Below are 20,313 nucleotides of genomic sequence, written 5' to 3' on the forward strand. Positions count from 1 at the left end.
TTGCTACGATCCCATAATTCACGCGCGGAATCCCGAACGCGTTCGCGCCGGGAATAAACTAGACGTTTGGGTCAAACAATTCGTAAGATTTTTCGAGTTTATTTTTGGTTTCGTTATATTTGCCGTGCGCTTTATAGTATTCAATTGCTAATCGTCGAATATTCTCACGCTTTGCGGCAATCCGTTCCTCATATTGAGGAAGTAATCTCTGCAGAATTTCCTTATTTTCTACAGTACTAGGCGCGGCCTGGTAAGTCAGTTTTTTTGCGTGCAAGGGAGAGCCATGAAATGCCACGCCGCCCTCATAGACGACGAATTCACCTTGCTCGGTACATAATGTTTTTAGGATTGAGATGTGCAGCGATGAAGTGCCATCCTCCATATAATAAAAGGCCTGATCTAAAACATCCGGATCATCCTCGTTTGACGGTTTTCTCCCACCGAAAACATCGAAAACATCCTCGAGGTTTAGCGCTATTGCATGTCCTTTTTTCATAACTCATCCATTCAGATTAACGTTCCCTCAATGCTACCATAATTTCCATGCGGATATGCTCGAGGTATCTGCAGTTGAGGTTGATAATGAGGTCAAGGTACGTTAACGCGATTACATGCACTCTCGGCACTCTTAAGACTTAGGCTCAAGTCATTTGCCGTCTGGCGCACTTTAATGCCAGTTACTTCCCTTCACATTCAAAATTTCGGTAGTAAACCAGACGGCCACATAGCCTCCTCGCATCGCAGTCTCAAGCAAGCCTACTTGCATCATACAAAATCAGCTTGAAAAAGAGAGCGGGGCCATAGATTTTCTTGGGGCGGAGTGACGAAACCCGCAGCGCCCATTCGAGCATAAACGGCTACGTGACTTTCCAGGAGGCGCCGGACCAAACTCCGGCGGCGCATCATGACCGATACCACGCATCCGAGTAAGCAACTGGTGCGCGACTATCTCGACTCGCGCACGCGCTCCACGGAGCCGCCACCAACGCCGGCCGAAGTGCGCAGGCAACTTGGCTGGGAACTACTGCCGCAGAACCGTCAGCCGGACCGCGTAGACGAACCGCAAGCCTACCGGCTTACTCTTCAGTCGCGGCCTCTTCAATTGCAATGCGAACCTGGTCGATAAATCCCAGATCCACTGCGCCGCCGGCCGGTCCATCCTGGTAGTAGGTGTGGATGCCGTCATGGTGCTCGACCACCCAGATATCGGTTTCGATGCGCTCCGACTTGCCGCCGATGCTGATGGCATCAATCTTCTGAGAGGCACCATGCTGGATATGCTTGATGACGTTTTTGGTTCGCTCAGTTGCGAGCGGAATGTAGGTTGCTGCAGGGCGTACAGACATTGATTCCTCCTGATAAGGAACCCATGGTATGCGCCTTGGGATATGGTCGGCGCGCCGTTGAATCAGGCGCGGCGGCGGCGCGCGAGCAGGCCCATCAGGCCTGCACCGGCCAGCAGCAGGCTGTAGCTTGTAGGCTCTGGCACGCTGCTGATCACGCCGCTGCTGACCGTGCGGAAGTTCATGCAGTTGTCGCATTCGTAGCTGTTGCCCGACAAGGCCAGCGTGCCGCCGGCGTTGGTGAGCGGCGCCATCGCCAGCAGCGACAGGTAGGGCGTGCCGGTATTGCTGAACCACGACACGCTCGACGGCAGGAAGGGATTGTCGAAGAAGTGGCTGGTGGCGGCGTCGTAGGTGTAGGCGCCGAGGTCGGGACCGTTCGACGTGCTCAGGTTGAAGGCGGTGGACGCGTGCGCGTCGGCATCATAGGTGAACCAGCCGTTGGCGGTTGCGCCGTCGCTGAACGTGACCCCTTGCAGCGTCCAAGTCACCGGGGTCGCCTGAACCGCGCCGGCGCATGCCATGGCCGCGAGCAGCAGCGATTTGATGAAAGTCGAGCCGTTCATATGTTTCCCCTGATGAAATATCTGATGCCATTTAATAATTTTTTTAGGATAGCATTTAAATAAGCGGACTGCACCATAATTTACGGGCACATCGGGCTGCCGGGCTGCATGCCCAGCGATTCCGCCCGCACGATGGTGGTCGAGGTCGGCAGCGTGGCGGGAAAGCTGATCAGCGGCATCAGAGTCTGGTACTGGACCGGGGCGCAGGCGCCGTCGGCGGAGCCCGGAGCGCACAGGCGTACCCGCACGAAGCGTATGCAGCTGGCGCCGTTGGGATCGGCGACGCAGTTGAGGCGCTGGCGGGCCACGCAGGCCGGCAGGCTGGCTGTGGGAATCGGCGTCAGCGTCAGGATGCCGCCGCCGTTGTACGCCAGCGACAGGTAATCGATGTGGACGTAGGCGTCGGTGATCGGGTCGCCCAGCAGCAAGGTGCCAGGCGAGTCGCGAAACACCGCCTGCTGCCGCACCGCGGCCATCGCCGCGGGATCGCTGAAGTCGCTGACGGCGGCCATCATGGCCGCGCGGCGGCTGACTTCCTGCAGGGTGTTGAGCAGGTAGATCGCGCGCGCCATTTCCATCACGGCAAACATGAAGGTGAAAAAGATCAGCGAGACCAGCGCGAACTCGGCTGTCACGACCCCGCGCTGACGGTTGGTCTTGGTCCGCATCTCAGTTCCCCACGTAGCGCATGGTTGCCTGCGCGGTCAGGTCGACGCCGTTCAAGCCGTAGGGGTTGACCGGCACAAGGTCGTCGCCCAGCAGGCTTTCGATGCGGACCGCCACGGTGACCGGGACGCTGAAGCCGGCGCAGGCGCCGCCGCCGTTGCACATGACGCTGACCACGGGCGGGGCGCCGCCGGTGTGCAGATCGGCGATCTCGGCATCGGCGATGGCCCTGGCGACCGCCACAGTGCCGGCCATGCGCGCGGAGGAGCTGACCTCGAGCGCCGGCGCCGACGCCAGGTAGCGCGTCGCGTCGTGCGCCGCCTTTTGCATCACCTGGTAGTGGTACAAGGTGCGGCCGAGAAACACGGTCGCCGCCAGCAGCAGCACAAATGCCGGCAGCACCAGCGCCAGCTCGACGGCGGCGATGCCGCGCTGGCGGCGGCTCCGATGGCCGCGCGTCATGGCAGCAGCTCCACCGTGCCGCCCAGTTCCTGGTCGTCGACGGCGCCGGCAAACTCGGCGCTGAGGGCGGTGCCGGTGGCTTTCACCGTCATGAAGAACCTGCCGATCGCCAGCACGGAGGCGCTGACGGTGCCGCCGGCGGGAACAGGGCAGGACAGCAGGGCCACGTTGAGCACGCGGCGTCTGGCCAGGCCGGGCAGGTTGGCGCTGGACGGTGCCTGGAAATTGACGCCGGACAGTGGCTGGTAAGGCGTCGTCGCCGGATAGGAGAGTGCGGTTGGCACGCCCGGCGCGTACAGCGTAGCCCAGTTGGCCGGCGCGAAGGTGGCGTAGCCGGCCGCCGGTTCGGGCACGCCCGCCGTGTAGGCGGTGAACTTGACCGACCTGGCGTACGACCACAACAGGCCGTAGTCGCCGGCGGCGTAGCTGGTGGCGCCGTTCAGCGGGTCGGCGGCGGTCCACAGCTTGGTGCCCTCGGTGGTGCGCTGCTTGGCGGTCTGGAAGTTACGCGCGCTGTTCATCCACGGTATCGTGCCGTTGTAGTCGTAGGACTTGACGTTGGCGTCGGGCGGCGCGCCGTTTGGGCTGCAGACACCGCCGCCGTACTGGTCGAAGCGCGAGTTCAACTGGTTGAACAGCGTGGCGAGCGGAAAGCCGCGCCGCACCGTGATGGCGCCGCCCTGCAGGCGCGACATCTGCAGGCTGCCGGCGCACACGAACGGGCCGACGATGGCGTCGGCGGTGTTGGCCGCCGAGCCCGCCGTGCCGGGCGGCGACAGCGGATCGATGACGAAATTCTCCGGCGTCAGCCCGTTCGGATTGAGTTGCATCAGGTCGTAGCCGACACCGCGCCGGAAGCCGTACTCCACCAGTTCGTTGCCCGGCGCGCCAGGGTTGATGCGCTCTCCGGCGTGGGTGGTCGACATCGCGCAGATCGCCAGCGGCGTGGCGGCGATGGTCAGGCGGCCGGCCGTGGCGCGCGCGGCGGCGCTGACGGTGGCCAGGTCGCTCGACAGCACGCGCATGAAGATGGTGTCCAGCTGGCTGTAGGCCGAGCCCAGCCTGGCCGTGTCGATGCGGGCGTACAACAGGCCGGCGGGCGCGGCGAGGGCGGTGGCGGCGTCCACCCAGACGGCCGACGGTCCGTCCGGCGCGGCGCTGAAACTGAGCGCCGCGTCGGACCAGCTGACCCGCAGCTTGTTGTACTGGTAGTTGAAGTCGGCGGCCGCGTCGGCGGCCCTGGCCAGCGCATTGCTCACGCCGGCCGGCGTGCCGGTCAGCTGGCGCGCGGCGGCCAGCGCGGTGGCGTCCGCCAGCGACTGCAGCTCGGCCTTGCGGTTGTAGAGCTGGGCCAGGTCGAGCGCGAAGCCGATCATGCCCAGCAGGCCGATCAGCGCCAGTCCGAACATCAGCGCGAAGGCGCCGCGCTGGCGCCGTAACAAGCGGCCCGTGTGCTCCATGCTGCCCTCCGGAAAACAATATCGTTGAGTTTATCCAGGCGGAAACATTTGAATTTGATCGGGGACAAGAAGGGCGGCGCACGCTCCTGACAGAAACTGTCACAGCTTGCCATTAACATAAGGCCATGCTTACCAACCAGAGGAGAACACCATGATCAGCCCTAGCTTTGTTTTGCTGTACGTCGACAATCCGGCCACCAGCGCCGCCTTCTACGCCGACCTGCTGGGCCAGCAGCCGGTGGAAGCGTCGCCGACGTTCGCGATGTTCGTGCTCGAGTCCGGCTTGAAGCTGGGCCTGTGGTCGCGTCACACGGCCGAACCGAAGGTGATCGCCTCGGCCGGCGGCTCCGAGCTGGGCATCGCCGTGGCCGACCGCAGCGTGGTCAACGACATGCACGCCGACTGGTCCGAGCGAGGCGTGGCCATCGCCCAGCGCCCGGTGGCGATGGACTTCGGCTATACCTTCGTGGCGCTGGACCGCGACGGACACCGGCTGCGCGTGTTTGTGCCGGAGTAATGTGAAAGGCGGCCGCGAGCCGCCTTTTTTACGCCTTGCGAATTCTCGTTGACACTCAAAATCATTGGGTGATATATTCGCCTGCATGAATTGGTAACGTTTCCAATTTGGCTGTCGCCGACCGTTGTCTCTTCGTTCAGCGAAGTTGCCGGCGCCTTGGGCGGCGCCGGTTTTTTTCGGTATGATCGAGCACAAGATAAAAAGCGCCGGGACACACCGGCGACCAAGGAGACTGGATGACCAAGCAATGCACCGCCGGCGCGCGCGCCGCCGCTTCCCTGTTGACCATGTTGTCGCTGACCGCGGCCGGCGCCAGCCAGGCCGCGGCGGCCGGGCCGAAGGCGGAGGTGATGCATTGGTGGACGTCCAGCAGCGAATCGGCCGCGGTGCGCAAGTTCGCCGAGGCCTACCGCGCGGCGGGCGGCGTCTGGGTCGACACGGCCGTGGCCGGCGCGGACCAGGCCAAGGCCGTGGCCATCAACCGCATCGTCGGCGGCAATCCGCCGACAGCCGCGCAGTTCAACACCACCAAGCAATTCCGCGACCTGATCGACCAGGGTTCGCTCAACAACGTCGACGATATCGCCGCGCGCGACAAGTGGGACCAGCTGATGCCGGGGCCGATGCTGGACGTGATCCGCGTCAAGGGGCACTACTATGCGCTGCCGGTCGACATCCACATGTCGACCTGGATCTGGTATTCGAAGGCCGCGTTCAAGAAGGCCGGCATCGCCAGGGAACCGGCCACCCCGGACGAGCTGTTCGCCGCGCTGGACAAGCTGAAGGCGGCCGGCGTGATCGGCCTGGCGCATGGCGGCCAGCCGTGGCAGGAGAACATCCTGTTCCAGGCCATGCTGGCCAATGTCGGCGGCAAGGAGCTGTACCTGCGGATCTTGCGCGACCGCGATCCGAAGGCGCTCAATTCCGAGGCGTTCAAGAAGGTGCTGCTGGCCTTCAAGCGGCTGCAAACCTATGTCGACGCCGGCTCGCCCAACCGCAACTGGAACGACGCCACCGCCATGCTGATCAGCGGCAAGGCCGGCGTGCAGATCATGGGCGACTGGGCCAAGGGCGAATTCGCCGCCGCCAAACAGAGCGCGGGCAAGGACTACGGCTGCATCGCCGGCCTCGGCCCGGCCGTGCCCTACCTGATCCAGGGCGACGCCTTCGTGTTCCCGAAAACCGCCAACGCCGATGCGGTCAAGGCGCAAAAGCTGCTGGCCACGACCATGCTGGCGCCGGCCGCGCAGCTGGAGTTCAGCAAGCTCAAAGGCTCGCTGCCGGTGCGCAGCGATATCGACGTGTCGTCGATGGACGCCTGCGCGCAGGCCGGCATGGCCATCATGAAGGACAAGTCGCGCCAGGTGGGCATGATCGAAGTGTTCCTGACACCGGACCAGAACGGCGCGCTGCAGGACGTGCTGACGGCGTTCTGGAATACCCGCATGCCGGTTGAGAAAGCGCAGAAAAGCATAGCCTCGGCGCTGCTGGACTAGCCGTGGCAGGTCGTGATGCGGTATCCTTGCCGCCGCATAGACTGAACGGATAAGGTAAACGTGGCAACTATCAAAGACGTAGCCCGCCTGGCGGGAGTAGGCCTCGGCACCGCGTCGCGCGTCATCAGCGGCAAAGGCTCGGTGTCGCAGGACACGCTGGAAAAAGTGCGCAAGGCGATCGAGGAGCTGGATTTCCGGCCGTCGCACGCGGCGCGCTCGCTGTTGTCGGGCAGCTCGCAGATGATCGGGGTGTACATCCCGTATCTGAGCGGGACGTTTTACACGCCGATCCTGCAGTCGATTTACACGGCGCTGCGCGAGGCCGGCCTGAACATGGTGGTGGCCTTCGGCGTCGGCGACGGCAACGCGCGGCAACAGGCGGTGGACGGCGTGAACTTCCTGATCGAGCGCGGCAGCGACGGCTTGATCGTGATGAGCAATTCGCTGGAGGACGAGGATTTTGTGGCGCTGGGACCGTACCAGTCCAAGGTGGTGGTGATCAATCACGATTTCGCCAGCATCCCGGAGCAGTGCTTCACGGTCGATCACGACGCGGGCGGGCGGCTGGCGGCGCGCACGCTGCTGGAGCTGGGCCACCGGAAGATCGCCGTGATCGCGGGCCGCGCGGCCGCGCCGGACAACCAGACGCGTATCGCCGCGTTCATGGAGGAGCTGGCGGCGGCGGGCATCGATACGGCCGGGGTGTGGATGGAGGACGGCCAGTTTTCGCCGGAGGGCGGCAGGGAGTGCGCAGAGCACCTGCTGGCATCGGGCTACGAATTTACGGCGCTGTTTTGCGCCAACGACGAGATGGCGGTGGGCGCCTTGTCCTGCCTGCACCGGGCCAGGGTGGCGGTGCCGGAGCAGGTGTCGGTACTGGGATACGACGACACGCACAGCGCGGAATTCACCGCGCCGGGCTTGACCAGCGTGCATATCCCGTGGAGTGAAATGACCTTGAACGGCTTGAACTATCTGCTGAACCAGTGCTACGAAATGGACCGTCCGGTCGAGCGCGATTACCGCTTGCACGTAACGGAACGGGCCTCGCTGGCAAGGGCGCCGGGCACAGGTAAAGAAGAGTAAAAATCAGGGTATGCGCTGGCCGCATGCTCTTTTTTTGCAGTATATTGGAAACGATTCCACAACCGGGGGCGCTGGGTGCATACAACAAGATTGCTGAGGTCCGCATGGCTGGCGACGACGCTGCTGGCGGCGCTCGCCCATGGCCAGACGGGCGGGACGCCTGCGCAGGCGCAGCCAAGTCTGCCGATGCTGCACACCGAAGGCAGCAAGTGGCTGGCGGCGGATGGCAGCCAGCCGGCGCTGCGCGGCGTCAATCTCGGCAATTACCTGATCCAGGAGTTCTGGATGATGGGGCAGGGCAGCGCCGGCGTCGACGACCAGTGCAAGCTGGAGGCGGTGCTGGACAAGCGCTTCGGCTACGCGGAACGCGAGCGCCTGTACCGGCTGTATCGCGACAACTGGATCACCACGCGCGACTGGGACATGCTGCCCAAGCTGAACCTGAACCTGGTGCGCCTGCCGTTCATCTACAGCGTCATCGAAGACGAAAAGAACCCGCGCCACCTGCGCGCAGACGCCTGGCGCTACCTGGACAACGCCATCGACGAGGCCGAGAAGCGCGGCGTGTACGTGATCCTCGACCTGCACGGCGCCGTCGGCAGCCAGGGCTGGGAGCACCACAGCGGCTGCGCCGGCAAGAACAAATACTGGGACACGCCGGAGTATCAAGAGCGCACCATCTGGCTGTGGCAGCAGATCGCCGCGCGCTACAAGGACCGCGGCGCCGTCGCCGGCTACAGCATCCTCAACGAACCATGGGGCACCACGCCGGAAAACCTGGCCGTCGTCATGGGCACGCTGTACCAGGAAATCCGCAAGGTCGACCAGAACCACGTCATCATCCTGCCGGGCCACAGCAAAGGCATAGACGCCTACGGCAAACCGTCCGAGCATGGCCAGGTCAACGTGGCGTTCGAGATGCATCCGTATCCCGGCCATTTCGGCTGGGGCAAACCCGGCCTGGCCGTGCACCGCGACTGGCTGCGGTGCGGCCCGACAGGGAAGACCGGCGTCTGCGAATGGAAGGCCAAGCAGGAAGGCCTGAACACCGCCTACTTCATCGGCGAGTTCCAGCCGTGGGCCTTCATGGGCCCTGAACTGGGCGGCCAGGTCACGCGCGTCACCTACGACACCTACGTCGCCAACGGCTGGGCGTCGACCGCCTGGGCCTACAAGCTGGTGTCCAACAAGGGCGGCCAGGGCAAGGGCACCTGGGGCCTGGTGACCAACGCGCCGGGCGCAAAGATTCCCAAGCTCGATTTCAACAAGGCCTCGCTGGCCGAGATCGAAAACCTGTTCCGCCTGTTCGGCAGCGTGCCGTACGAGCCGCAGCAAACCGCCATCAAGTGGATGAACGCCAAAGTCCCGCCTACCCCCTTCGCACAATAATAACCAACTATGACCATGATTCTTACCGACCTGCCTACGGCGATCCAGCGTTCCGATTTTGCCAGCGACTTCCTGTGGGGCGTGTCGACCTCGGCCTACCAGATCGAAGGCGCGGCAGCCACCGACGGCCGCGTGCCGTCGATCTGGGACACCTTCAGCGAAACCCCGGGCAAGGTGCGCGACGGCTCGACCGGCGCGGTCGCCTGCGATCACTATCATCGCTGGGAAGAAGACCTGGACCTGGCAAAGTCGATGGGCTGCAACTCCTACCGCTTCTCGATCGCTTGGACGCGCATCTTCAATGGCGTGGACGCCGAGCCTAACCCCAAGGGACTGGAGTTTTATTCGAAGCTGGTGGACGGCATGCTGGCGCGCGGCCTGCAGCCGTGGTGCACGCTGTACCACTGGGACCTGCCGCAGTACCTGCAGGACCAGGGTGGATGGGAAAACCGCGCCACCATCGACGCCTACCTGCAATATGTCGACGTCATGACCAGACACCTGGGCGGTCGCATCAAGCATTGGATCACGCACAACGAGCCGTGGTGCACTGCCATGCACGGCAACTGGGACGGCATGCATGCGCCGGGCAAGAAGAGTTTGCCGATCGCGCTGCAGGTATGCCACAACGTGCTGGTGTCGCATGGCCTGGCGGTGCCGCGGATCCGCGCCAACGTGCCGGGCGCGCAGGTCGGCATCGCACTGAGCCTGCATCCGGTGAGGGCCGCCTCCAGCAGCGCCGCCGACCAGGAAGCCGTGCAGCGTCATGACGCGCTGCGCAACCGCTGGTTCCTCGATTCGTTGTACGGCCGCGGCTATCCTGAACAGGCGTTGCAATTGGTCGGCAAGGACGCGCCGCAGGTGCTGCCGGGCGACATGGACGCCATCGCCGTCAAGATGGATTTCCTCGGCGTGAACTACTACTTCCCGGAAGTGGTGACCGACGCGCCGGACCAGTATCCGCTACGCACCTCCATCGTGTATCCGCAGGACCGCCAGCGTACCGACTTCGGTTGGGAGGTGTCGCCTGAGGGGCTGGTCGATCTGCTGGAGCGCATCGCGCGCGACTACCCGACCGGAGACCTGTACGTGACCGAGAACGGTTCGTCCTACGACGATCACCTGTCGGCCGACGGCAGCGTCGACGACACCGCGCGCCGCGACTACCTGATCCGCCACCTGGCGGCGATGCGCGACGCCATCGGCGCCGGCGGCAGGATCAAAGGCTATTTCGCCTGGAGCCTGCTGGATAACTTCGAATGGGCGGAGGGCTACCTGCGCCGCTTCGGCCTGACCTATATCGACTACCCGACACAACGCCGCATTCTCAAGCAAAGCGGCCAGTGGTACAGCGCCTTCCTGCAAGGCGAGTAACCGTCATTCCCGCGCAAGCGGGAAACCATACTCAGCATGGGTTCCCGCTTGCGCGGGAACGACGAGCTGACAATTCAAATAACGGAGACAAGCACCTAATGAACAATCATAACCACATCCTGCGCCGCGCCGTATTGGCCGCCACGCTGGCGCTGGGCGCCTCCAGCATCGCCGCCGCGCCGTCGGCGCCGTTGAAAGACTGGCCGCACATCACCAGCGCCGTCAAGCAGGACAAGGCCATGGAGGCGCGCATCAAGGAGATCGTCGCCGGCATGACGCTGGCGCAGAAGATCGGCCAGATGACGCAGCCTGAAATCAAATTCAGCACGCCGGAAGACATCCGCAAGTACTACATCGGCTCCGTGCTGAACGGCGGCGGCAGCTGGCCGGACGGGAACAAGCACGCCAGCGCGGCGGACTGGGTCAAGCTGGCCGACGCCTACTACGACGCCTCGATGAGCACCGACATGAAAGTGCAGATCCCCGTCATCTGGGGCATCGATGCCATGCACGGCAACAGCAATATGTACGGCGCCACGCTGTTCCCGCATAACATCGGCCTCGGCGCCGCGCGCGACGCGAAGCTGATCGGCGAGATGGCCAAGTCGGTCGCCAAGGCGGTGCGCGCCACCGGCATCGACTGGGTGTTCGCGCCGACGCTGGCCGTGGTGCGCGACGACCGCTGGGGGCGCACCTACGAAAGCTTCTCCGAAGATCCGGCCATCGTCAAGGACTACGCGGGCGTCTACGTCAAGGGTCTGCAGGGTGACCTGAAAGGCGACGGCACCGTGGTCGCCACCGCCAAGCACTTCATCGGCGACGGCGGCACCGCCGAGGGCAAGGACCGCGGTGAGAACCACTCGACGATGTCGGAGATGATCAACATCCACGCGCAGGGCTACTACCCGGCGCTGCAGGCCGGCGTGCAGACGGTGATGGCGTCCTTCAACAGCTGGAACGACGTCAAGGGCGGCGTCGACCACGGCAAGATGCACGGCAGTAAAGAGCTGCTGACCGACGCGCTGAAAACCAAAATGGGCTTCGATGGCCTGGTCGTCAGCGACTGGAACGCCATCGCCGAAGTGCCCGGCTGCGGAGAAGACAGCTGCGCCGCCTCGATCAACGCCGGCGTCGACCTGGTGATGGTGCCGGAAAAATGGAAGACCTTCATCGCCAACACGATTGCGCAAGTGGAAAAGGGCGAGATCCCGATGTCGCGCATCGACGACGCGGTGACCCGCATCCTGCGCGTGAAGCTGCGCGCCGGCCTGTTCGATGGCAAGAAGCCTTCGCAGAACGCCTACGCCGGCAAGCAGGAAACGCTGCAGGCGCGCGACCTGGCGCGCCAGGCGGTGCGCGAATCGCTGGTGCTGCTGAAGAATAACGGCGGCGTGCTGCCGCTGGCGCGCGGCAGGAAGATACTGGTGGTCGGCAAGAGCGCGGACAACATGGCCAACCAGTCCGGTGGCTGGTCGCTGACGTGGCAGGGTACCGACAACAAGAACAGCGACTACCCGTTCAGCGACACCATCCTGGCCGGCATCCAGGACGCCGCCGGCAAGGACAACGTCACCTTCAGCGAAAACGCCGCCGGCGTGGACGTCTCCAAGTTCGACGCCGTGATCGCGGTCATCGGCGAGACGCCGTACGCGGAAGGCGACGGCGACATCGGCCCGGCCGGCACGCTGCGCGAATCCGGCCGCCATCCCGAAGACCTCGCGGTGCTGCAGGCCGTGTCGGGCAAGGGCAAGCCGGTGGTGACGGTGCTGCTGTCCGGCCGCCCGCTGTACACCAATGACCTGCTGAACCTGTCGGACAGCTTCGTCGCGGCCTGGCTGCCCGGCACCGAGGGCAAGGGTGTTTCCGACGTCCTGTTCCGCAAGGCGGACGGCAAGGTCAACGCGGACTTCCACGGCAAGCTGTCGTTCTCGTGGCCGAAGTCGGCCTGCCAGTCGCCGCTCAATGTCGGCGATGCTTCGTATGATCCGCTGTTCAAATTCGGCTACGGCTTGAACTACGCCAGCAAAGCGACCGTGCCGGTGCTGGACGCGAGCTTCCCCGCAGGCGGCTGCGGCAAGACCACGTCCATGTCGGTGTACAGCCCGACGGACCGTTCGACCTACGCGTTGTACGTCACCAGCGGCGACAAGCGCGTGCCGCTGGGCGCGGACCTGAACGCCGTGTTCAACCTGCCGACCGTCAAAGTCGAAACCGCGCAGATCAACACCCAGCAGGACGCCAAGCGCCTGACCTGGACCGGTCCGGCGAAGCTGGAGGCACAATCTTCCAAGGCCTTGAAGGTGCCTGCCTTCGCAAGTACTGACGGTGCACTGCAATTTGATGCTATCGTGTCGGCTGCGCCGGCGGGCAAGGTCAATATCGGTATCGAAACCACCGAGTTGGATGCCGGTGCCGTGTTCCAGCGTTTGGCCGGCAAGGGCAAGCAGACGGTCAAGATTCCGCTGTCGTGCTTCACCGCCAAGGGACTGGTGCCGGCGGCTTTGAGCACGCCGTTCAGCGTGGCCGCCGATGCGCCGTTCGCGGCGACGTTCGCCAACATCCAGATCGTTGGCGGCGCCGCCAGGGACAAGGATGCGCTGGCGTGCGGCGACTTTAAATAAAAATCAGGAGAAAGTAAAAGCATGGAACATTATTCGCAAGCTGCCCCGGTTGCGGGCAGCCAATCGCAGGCCGGCGGCAACACCGGTCCGCTGGTCATCGTCACCATCCTGTTCTTCATGTGGGGCCTGCTGACGTCCCTGAACGACGTGCTGATCCCGCACCTGAAGGCTGTCTATACATTAACCTACGTGCAGGCCATGCTGGTGCAGTTCTGCTTCTTCGGCGCCTATTTCATCGTCTCGCTGCCGGCCGGTATGCTGATCAAGAAGATCGGCTACCAGCACGGCGCCGTCGCCGGCCTGACCATCGCGGCGGCCGGCTGCGCGCTGTTCTATCCGGCGGCGACCAGCGGCTACACGCTGTTCCTGATCGCCTTCTTCGTGCTGGCAGGCGGCATCACCATCCTGCAGGTGGCGGCCAATCCATACGTGACGGTGCTGGGCGATCCGCAGACGGCGTCCAGCCGCCTGACGCTGACCCAGGCCTTCAACTCGCTGGGCACCACCGTGGCGCCTACGCTGGGCGGCATGCTGATCCTGGCCGGCGGCGTGTTGAGCGCGGCCGACCTGGCCAAGCTGCCCGCTGTCGAGCAGGCGGCCTACCACGCCAAGGAAGCGTCCAGCGTGCAGGGTCCTTACCTGGTGCTGGCGCTGGCGCTGCTGGCGCTGGCCGTGCTGTTCGCGTTCGCGCGCCTGCCGAAGATCGTCGACGCTGAACAACCAGGCGGCGAGAGCGCCGGCTGGTCGGCCGTGCTGAAGCACCGCCACCTGGTGCTCGGCGCCGTGGCGATCTTCCTGTACGTGGGCGGCGAGGTCAGTATCGGCAGCTTCCTGATCAACTTCATGGGCGACCCGAAAGTGATGGGCCTGGCGGCCGCCGACGCGGCGCCGTTCGTCAGCTACTACTGGGGCGGCGCGATGATCGGCCGTTTCATCGGCTTCGCCGTCATGCGCTCGGTCAGCCCGGGCAAGGCGCTGGCCTTCAACTCGGCGGCGGTGATCGTGCTGGTGCTGGTGGCGATCTTCAGCGGCGGCCACCTGGCCATGTGGTCGATTCTGGCGGTTGGCCTGTTCAACTCCATCATGTTCCCGACCATCTTCTCGATGGCGCTGAACAAGCTGGGTCCATTGACCGGCCAGGGTTCGGGCGTGCTGTGCATGGCGATCGTCGGCGGCGCGCTGGTGCCGTTCGCGCAAGGCCTGCTGGCAGATAACATCAGCCTGCAGCTGTCGTTCCTGGTGCCGGCCGCGTGCTACACCTTCATCCTGTACTTCGGCCTGAAATACGCCAATATGTATTCGGAAAAATAATCCGCCCGGCGCGGTGGTTGCGGAAGGCTCCCTGCGGGGAGCCTTTTTTTATCGGAATTTTGACCTGCCTCATGGAGTTGATGCCTTCGGGTAATGTGCGACATTTTCGGCAGCTCGTGCAGCACTATCATGGCAACTCTATCCAATGAAAAGGGCGGTTCCATGAGCAATCCCATCAAAGCATATCTGGTCGGCGGCGGCATCGGTTCGCTGGCGGCGGCCGCGTTCATGATCCGCGACGGCGGTATCGCCGGCGCCAACATCACCATCTTCGAGGCCATGCCGGTGGCCGGCGGCAGCCTCGACGGCGGCGGTGATGCGGACACCGGCTATACGCTGCGCGGCGGCCGTATGCTCACCACCGACAACTACGAATGCACGTGGGACCTGTTCAAGAGCATCCCATCGCTGGAGCATGAAGGACTAAGCGTCTACGACGAGACCATCGCCTTCAACCAGATGCACCAGTCGCATTCGCAAGCGCGCCTGGTCGACCGCAACCGCTTCCGCGTGAACGTGACGTCGATGGGGTTCTCCATGCAGGACCGCACCGAGCTGCTGGCGCTGGCCGAAGCCGATGAGGAAACACTCGGCAACAGCGCCATCACCGATTGGCTGTCGCCGGAATTCTTCGACACCAAATTCTGGTACATGTGGGCCACCACGTTCGCCTTCCAGCCCTGGCACAGCGCGGTGGAGTTCAAGCGCTACCTGCATCGCTTCATGATGGAGTTCTCGCGCATCGAGACGCTGGCCGGCGTCAAGCGCACCGTCTACAACCAGTACGATTCGCTGGTGCGGCCCTTGCAGGATTGGCTGCAAAAGCAGGGCGTGCAGGTGGTCCACAACTGCAAGGTGGACGATATCGCCGTGATGGAGGAGGGCGGCACCTTGACCGCGACCTCGCTGCGCTGCGTGCGCAACGGCGAAACCGAAACCATCGCCGTCGGTCCGCATGACCTGGTGTTCTTCCAGAACGGTTCGATGACCGATGCGTCGAGCTACGGCAGCATGCACAGCGCCCCGCCCAAGCTGGACAAGCGCGACAGCCAGGGCTGGGCCTTGTGGGAAAAGCTGGCGGTGGACCGTCCGCAGTTCGGCAATCCGGCGGCGTTCAATTCCAGCATTCCCGAATCGTGGTGGGAGTCGTTCACCGTCACGTTGAAGGATCCCGCGTTTTTCAACAAGATGCAGCAGTTTAGCGGCAACGTCGCCGGCACCGGCGGCCTGGTGACGTTCAAGGATTCGAACTGGCTGCTGTCGGTGGTGCTGGCGCACCAGCCGCATTTCGCGGGCCAGCCGGAGGGCGTGCAGGTGTTCTGGGGTTATGCGCTGCATCCGGACCGCATTGGCGATTTTGTCGCCAAGCCGATGGCCGATTGCAGCGGCGAGGAAATCCTGCGCGAGCTGTGCGGACACCTGAATTTCGACATGGCGGAAGTGTTCGCCGCGGCGAACTGCATACCGTGCCGCATGCCTTACATCACCAGCATGTTCATGCCGCGCTTTAAGAGCGACCGTCCGCTGCCGGTGCCGCCGAACTCGCGCAACCTGGCCTTTGTCAGCCAGTTTGTCGAGGTGCCGGAAGATGTGGTGTTCACGGTCGAGTATTCGGTGCGCGCGGCGCAGATGGCGGTCTACCAGCTGCTCGACATCAAACGCGAGGTGCCGCCCGTCAGCCACCATGATCAGTCGCTGAAGGTGAAATTCGACGCGGCCGTCAAGGCCTTCAAATAAGGCGATCCACGGCGGCGCGCGGGTGTTACCATGGTCGTTCACCAGGAGTCCCATGCCTATCGAACTCCCCGCCCCGGCCGCCGGCCTGCATCAACTGACGCTGGATGGACTGGCCTTGCATGGCTGGTCGCAGCAGAACCTGTTTTTATCCGATGAACTGACGCTGGCGCTGGCCGCCGAATGCCGTGTCGAGGCGGCGGAGGGCGCGCTGGCGTTCGCCGCCGTCGGGCGTGGCGCCGCGCAGGCGGTGCGCGCCGACATACGGGGCGACCGCATCCTGTGGCTGGAGGCGGGCCGCTCCGATGCCTGCGACCGTTATCTGGCGATCATGGAATCGCTGCGCCTGGCGCTGAACCGGGAGTTCTTCCTGGGGCTCGACAGCTACGAAAGCCACTTCGCGCTGTACGCGCCCGGCGCCGCCTACCACAAGCATCTGGACCGTTTTCAGGATGACGATTTGCGCACCGTCTCGGTGGTGATTTATCTGAACCCGGATTGGCGGCTGGAGCAGGGCGGCGCCCTGCGTCTGCATCCGCTGGACGCGCCCGCCAACGACATCGCGCCGATGGGCAGCCGGCTGGTGATGTTCCTGTCGGCCGACATGCCGCATGAAGTGCTGCCGGCCACGCGCGACCGCCTGTCGCTGGCCGGCTGGTTCCGCCGCCGGCCGCATTAGGTTCTGAGACATGGCATCACGCCAAGGCGCTCATCAGTTTCTGCATGGGCGTCAGCGGAATCAGCGAGTCGGTTTCGTCGATTTCCAGAACTACATCGTTGTAGGCTACGGCGCGGAGCGGTTCGACTTCACTTGTATCCGAGAGGCGTGCCTCGTCCAGCAGTTGTTGCAAAGCTGGAGCATCGAGCGAATTCAATTTGGCAAGGAGACTACCGTATTTGCGTACATCGGCATCGTTGGCGGCGATTTTCTCCGCAGGACGTATGGCAAGATTCAGACACCCCGATACCGCAAAGAAACCCATCAGCCATGCGGAAGGCAGCAGCATCTGTGCGCCCAGCGCGGCGACGGCGCTGCTGCCTGAGAGTAAGCTGATGAAGGTCAGGGTTGTCTGAATGCGTCGGTAAAAGCGTGCGGTGCGCTGGCACAGGCGCTGAGCGTAGCGCAGGTTAAATTGTAGTTCTTCCTTGGCCTCGTCCATAGCTAATTCCTTTCCTTTTCTGGCGGCTGCGCTGGCGGTGCCCCAGGCTTGGGCTTGCGGCGTTTGCGTTTGCGCTTGGGTGCTGGCAGCAGCGGCTGATGGGATCTCGGTTCGGAGAGCTTCATTGTAGGCCTTTCCGGCCCGTTTCGACGGGCGCACGATTCCATCATGCGGGCGCTCTTTGAGGCCGCTTTGTGCTGTATCAGGAGTATGCCGGGCTGGGCCGGTGGGAGGACGCCGCCGGAAACAATCCGGCGACGGCTGACGCGCTTACAGGAAGCGGTCGAGGATTTTCTTGCTGTGCTTGTCCAGTTCGCGCACGTCGCGGATCAGGTAGTGGATGCCGTGGATGTCGGAGACCAGCAGCGTGTCCACCGTCAGGCGGCGGATGTCTTCCTCGCCGCGCAGCACGAACTCGGTGTCGCCGCGATCGGTCGCCACCGACCAGGTGCACGGGGTGGCGTAGCTGGTCACGCTGTTGATGCGCGCGATCTCCGGCATGAACTCGCGTCCCGACAATTCCTCGCGTACCAGCTCGCCCTGCGCCGCCGGCAGGTCTTCGATGCGGTCGATCCAGCCGACTTCCTTGCCGTCGGTGCTGACCAGCGCGATGCCGTCGGTCGGCGCCTGCACCGGGAAGGCGCGCACCGGCGCCACGCCTTCGTGCACCACGCCCTCGGTGGTGGTCAGCACCAGCCGGCCGAAGGGATTGCGTACCAATTCAAATTTGCTCGTCATAGTGTTCTCTTATTCCTTGCTGCCGCTGTCGTCCAGATCGGTGTCGACGTTGCGGGCCTGCGCCTGGTACAGGCGGTAGTAGGCGCCTTCGCGCGCCATCAGGTCGTCGTGCGCGCCTTCTTCCACCACCACGCCGCGGTCGAGCACCACCAGGCGGTCGGCCTTCTGCAGTGTCGACAGGCGATGCGCGATGGCGATCGTGGTGCGGCCCTGCACCAGGTTTTCCAGCGCGCGCTGGATCTCTTTCTCGGTCTCGGAATCGACCGAGGAGGTGGCTTCGTCGAGGATCAGGATCTTCGGATCGATCAGCAGCGCGCGGGCGATCGAGATGCGCTGGCGCTCGCCGCCGGACAGGCCCTGGCCGCGCTCGCCGACCATCGAGTCGTAGCCCTGCGGCAGGCGCAGGATGAACTCGTGCGCATGCGCGGCGCGCGCGGCGGCGATGATTTCGGCGCGGGTCGCATCGGGTTTGCCGTAGGCCAGGTTCTCGGCGATGGTGCCGAAGAACAGGAACGGCTCCTGCAGCACCAGGCCGATGTTGCGGCGGTAGTCCGACACGGCGAACGAACGGATGTCGACGCCGTCGAGCATGATCGCGCCTTCGGACACGTCGTAGAAGCGGCAGATCAGGTTGACCAGGGTCGATTTGCCGGAACCGGAATGGCCGACCAGGCCGATCATCTCGCCGGCCTTGATATCGAGGTTGATGCCGCGGTTGACGGCGCGGTTACCGTAGCGGAAGCCCACTTCGCGCAGGGTGATGTTGCCGTCGACCTTGGCCAGCTTGACCGGATTGGCCGGTTCGGGCACCGACGACACGTGGTCGAGGATGTCGAAGATGCGCTTGGCGGCCGACGCCGATTTCTGCGTCACCGAGACGATGCGGCTCATCGAGTCGAGGCGGCCGTAGAAGCGGCTCGAATACGCGATGAACGCCGACAGCACGCCGACGGTGATGTGGCCCTTGGACACCTGGTAGATGCCGAACACCCAGATCACCAGCAGCCCCAGCTCCGTCAGGAACGACACGGTGGGCGAGAACAGCGACCAGATTTTATTCAGCTTGTCGTTGACGGCCAGGTTGTGCTTGTTGGCGGTGCGGAAGCGCGCCGCTTCGCGCGACTCCTGCGCAAACGCCTTCACCACGCGGATGCCGGGGATGGTGTCGGCCAGCACGTTGGTCACCTCGCCCCACACGCGGTCGATCTTCTCGAAGCCGGTGCGCAGGCGGTCGCGCACCACGTGGATCAGCCAGGCGATGAACGGCAGCGGCAGCAGCGTGAAGATGGCCAGCCACGGATCGATGGAGAACAGGATCACGCCGGTCATGATGATCATCAGGCAGTCGGACGCGAAGTCGAGCAGGTGCAGCGACAGGAACACGCAGATGCGGTCGCTCTCGCTGCCGATGCGCGACATCAGGTCGCCGGTGCGCTTGCCGCCGAAGTATTCCAGCGACAGGCGCAGCAGGTGGTCGTAGGTCTCGGTGCGCAGGTCGGCGCCGATGCGCTCCGACACCAGCGCCAGCACGTAGGTCTTGCCCCAGCCCAGTATCCACGCCAGCACGGCCGACGCCACCAGGCCGGACATGTACAGCGCCACCATCATCGGATCGACCGCCTTGCCGTTCTGGTAAGGGATCAGCACATTGTCCATCAGCGGGATGGTCAGGTAGGGCGGGATCATGTGCGCGCCGGTCGACAGCAGCATCAGCGCGAAGCCGAAGCCCAGCGGCAGCTTGTACGGCTTGGCGAAGCGCCACAGGCGGAACAGGGTCCAGGTCGACGGCGGCGTGTAGACCACCTTGGTGCAGATCGGGCATTCCTCCTGCTCGGGTTCGAGCGGCGCCTTGCAGCTGGGGCAGATGTTTTTCTCTTCGCGCAGCACCGGCACGCCGGTGGCGTGGCTGTCGCGGTGGGCGTCGAACTGCTCGACCAGGCGGATCGCCTGCAGGTTCTGGCCCAGCGTGAAGCGCCAGGCGCCCAGGCGGCCGCCGGCGTTGATCAGTTCCAGGTGGCCGACGCCGGCGTGGTCATGGTGTTGGAGCGCCAGGTCGTGGTCGAAAGGCCAGCTTTGCCAGTCTTTGCGGCCCGGCGCGCGCGCCAGGACGCGGGTGCCGGTGACCAGAATTATCCCCTTGGAAAAACGAAGTTGTTCATCCAAGTCAACCTCCAGGGCACTTACAACGTTTTCCCCTTGGGAAAGTTGTGCCTGTATCTCGGAACGCCAGCGCTCAGGTAGCTCGCTCTGGCTGGAGTTGGAGGAAAGTTGTTCTGTTGTCATCGTGCAGCGTACTCCGGCGGAGAAAAGGTGGAACAAAAGGTGGAACTAGTAGGTGTTGCGTCTGATATAACTGCTTTATTTACGGTATTCTGTCAGTTGTTACATCC

General features: G+C 63.9%; 18 protein-coding genes. 9 read left to right on the plus strand and 9 right to left on the minus strand.

The window, feature by feature from the left end; genetic code table 11:
• Positions 1-58: 58 nt before the first annotated feature.
• The 6 genes from ABWW33_RS15585 to ABWW33_RS15610 form a co-directional block, all read right to left on the minus strand.
• Positions 59-496, minus strand: coding sequence for a hypothetical protein (locus ABWW33_RS15585; RefSeq protein ID WP_353402725.1), 438 nt, complete (start codon positions 494-496; stop codon positions 59-61).
• A 580-nt stretch (positions 497-1,076) separates the two neighbouring features.
• Positions 1,077-1,346, minus strand: coding sequence for a hypothetical protein (locus ABWW33_RS15590; protein WP_176652018.1), 270 nt, complete (start codon positions 1,344-1,346; stop codon positions 1,077-1,079).
• 62 nt (positions 1,347-1,408) lie between these two features.
• Complete coding sequence (locus ABWW33_RS15595; protein WP_353402727.1) at positions 1,409-1,909, minus strand: PEP-CTERM sorting domain-containing protein; 501 nt, start codon at positions 1,907-1,909, stop codon at positions 1,409-1,411.
• Positions 1,910-1,989: 80 nt separating this feature from the next.
• A complete protein-coding gene (locus ABWW33_RS15600) occupies positions 1,990-2,577 on the minus strand; it encodes a TadE/TadG family type IV pilus assembly protein (protein WP_353402729.1) in 588 nt (195 codons plus the stop codon).
• Position 2,578: 1 nt separating this feature from the next.
• The gene (locus ABWW33_RS15605) at positions 2,579-3,037 is read right to left on the minus strand and encodes a TadE/TadG family type IV pilus assembly protein (protein ID WP_353402731.1); all 459 of its coding nucleotides are present in this window, start codon (positions 3,035-3,037) and stop codon (positions 2,579-2,581) included.
• Positions 3,034-4,497 (minus strand): pilus assembly protein TadG-related protein, encoded by a 1,464-nt coding sequence (locus ABWW33_RS15610; protein ID WP_353402734.1) that lies wholly within the window; start codon positions 4,495-4,497, stop codon positions 3,034-3,036. The genes ABWW33_RS15605 and ABWW33_RS15610 overlap by 4 nt, the downstream gene beginning before the upstream one ends.
• Positions 4,498-4,648: 151 nt before the next feature.
• On the opposite strand from ABWW33_RS15610, the gene ABWW33_RS15615 reads away from it, so the two are divergent.
• The 9 genes from ABWW33_RS15615 (at position 4,649) to ABWW33_RS15655 (ending at position 16,704) form a co-directional block, all read left to right on the plus strand.
• Entirely contained in the window at positions 4,649-5,014 is a 366-nt protein-coding gene (locus ABWW33_RS15615; RefSeq protein ID WP_176652013.1) for a VOC family protein, read from the plus strand.
• Positions 5,015-5,301: 287 nt separating this feature from the next.
• Positions 5,302-6,510, plus strand: coding sequence for an ABC transporter substrate-binding protein (locus ABWW33_RS15620; protein ID WP_353402972.1), 1,209 nt, complete (start codon positions 5,302-5,304; stop codon positions 6,508-6,510).
• Between the two features lie 60 nt (positions 6,511-6,570).
• A complete protein-coding gene (locus ABWW33_RS15625; protein ID WP_176652011.1) occupies positions 6,571-7,596 on the plus strand; it encodes a LacI family DNA-binding transcriptional regulator in 1,026 nt (341 codons plus the stop codon).
• A gap of 90 nt (positions 7,597-7,686) precedes the next feature.
• On the plus strand, positions 7,687-8,985 hold the full coding sequence (locus tag ABWW33_RS15630) for a glycoside hydrolase family 5 protein (protein WP_353402736.1): 1,299 nt from the start codon (positions 7,687-7,689) through the stop codon (positions 8,983-8,985).
• Positions 8,986-8,994: 9 nt separating this feature from the next.
• Complete coding sequence (locus ABWW33_RS15635) at positions 8,995-10,359, plus strand: GH1 family beta-glucosidase (protein ID WP_353402738.1); 1,365 nt, start codon at positions 8,995-8,997, stop codon at positions 10,357-10,359.
• 98 nt (positions 10,360-10,457) lie between these two features.
• The gene (locus tag ABWW33_RS15640) at positions 10,458-12,980 is read left to right on the plus strand and encodes a glycoside hydrolase family 3 protein (protein WP_353402740.1); all 2,523 of its coding nucleotides are present in this window, start codon (positions 10,458-10,460) and stop codon (positions 12,978-12,980) included.
• A gap of 21 nt (positions 12,981-13,001) precedes the next feature.
• Positions 13,002-14,291: a sugar MFS transporter gene (locus ABWW33_RS15645; RefSeq protein ID WP_176652007.1), complete on the plus strand. Its 1,290-nt coding sequence runs from the start codon at positions 13,002-13,004 to the stop codon at positions 14,289-14,291.
• 162 nt (positions 14,292-14,453) lie between these two features.
• Positions 14,454-16,028: an oleate hydratase gene (locus ABWW33_RS15650; RefSeq protein ID WP_176652006.1), complete on the plus strand. Its 1,575-nt coding sequence runs from the start codon at positions 14,454-14,456 to the stop codon at positions 16,026-16,028.
• A gap of 52 nt (positions 16,029-16,080) precedes the next feature.
• A complete protein-coding gene (locus ABWW33_RS15655; RefSeq protein WP_353402744.1) occupies positions 16,081-16,704 on the plus strand; it encodes a 2OG-Fe(II) oxygenase in 624 nt (207 codons plus the stop codon).
• Positions 16,705-16,720: 16 nt separating this feature from the next.
• Here ABWW33_RS15655 and ABWW33_RS15660 read toward each other — a convergent pair whose 3' ends face one another.
• The 3 genes from ABWW33_RS15660 to ABWW33_RS15670 all read right to left on the minus strand — a co-directional run bounded on the left by ABWW33_RS15660 (position 16,721) and on the right by ABWW33_RS15670 (position 20,206).
• Positions 16,721-17,185, minus strand: coding sequence for a hypothetical protein (locus tag ABWW33_RS15660; protein ID WP_176652004.1), 465 nt, complete (start codon positions 17,183-17,185; stop codon positions 16,721-16,723).
• Between the two features lie 270 nt (positions 17,186-17,455).
• A complete protein-coding gene (locus ABWW33_RS15665; protein WP_176652003.1) occupies positions 17,456-17,923 on the minus strand; it encodes a cyanophycin metabolism-associated DUF1854 family protein in 468 nt (155 codons plus the stop codon).
• A 9-nt stretch (positions 17,924-17,932) separates the two neighbouring features.
• On the minus strand, positions 17,933-20,206 hold the full coding sequence (locus ABWW33_RS15670) for a cyanophycin metabolism-associated ABC transporter (RefSeq protein ID WP_353402747.1): 2,274 nt from the start codon (positions 20,204-20,206) through the stop codon (positions 17,933-17,935).
• Between the last annotated feature and the right edge of the window lie 107 nt (positions 20,207-20,313).

The sequence above is a fragment of the Duganella hordei genome, from assembly GCF_040369125.1.
Lineage (GTDB): Bacteria > Pseudomonadota > Gammaproteobacteria > Burkholderiales > Burkholderiaceae_D > Rugamonas > Rugamonas hordei.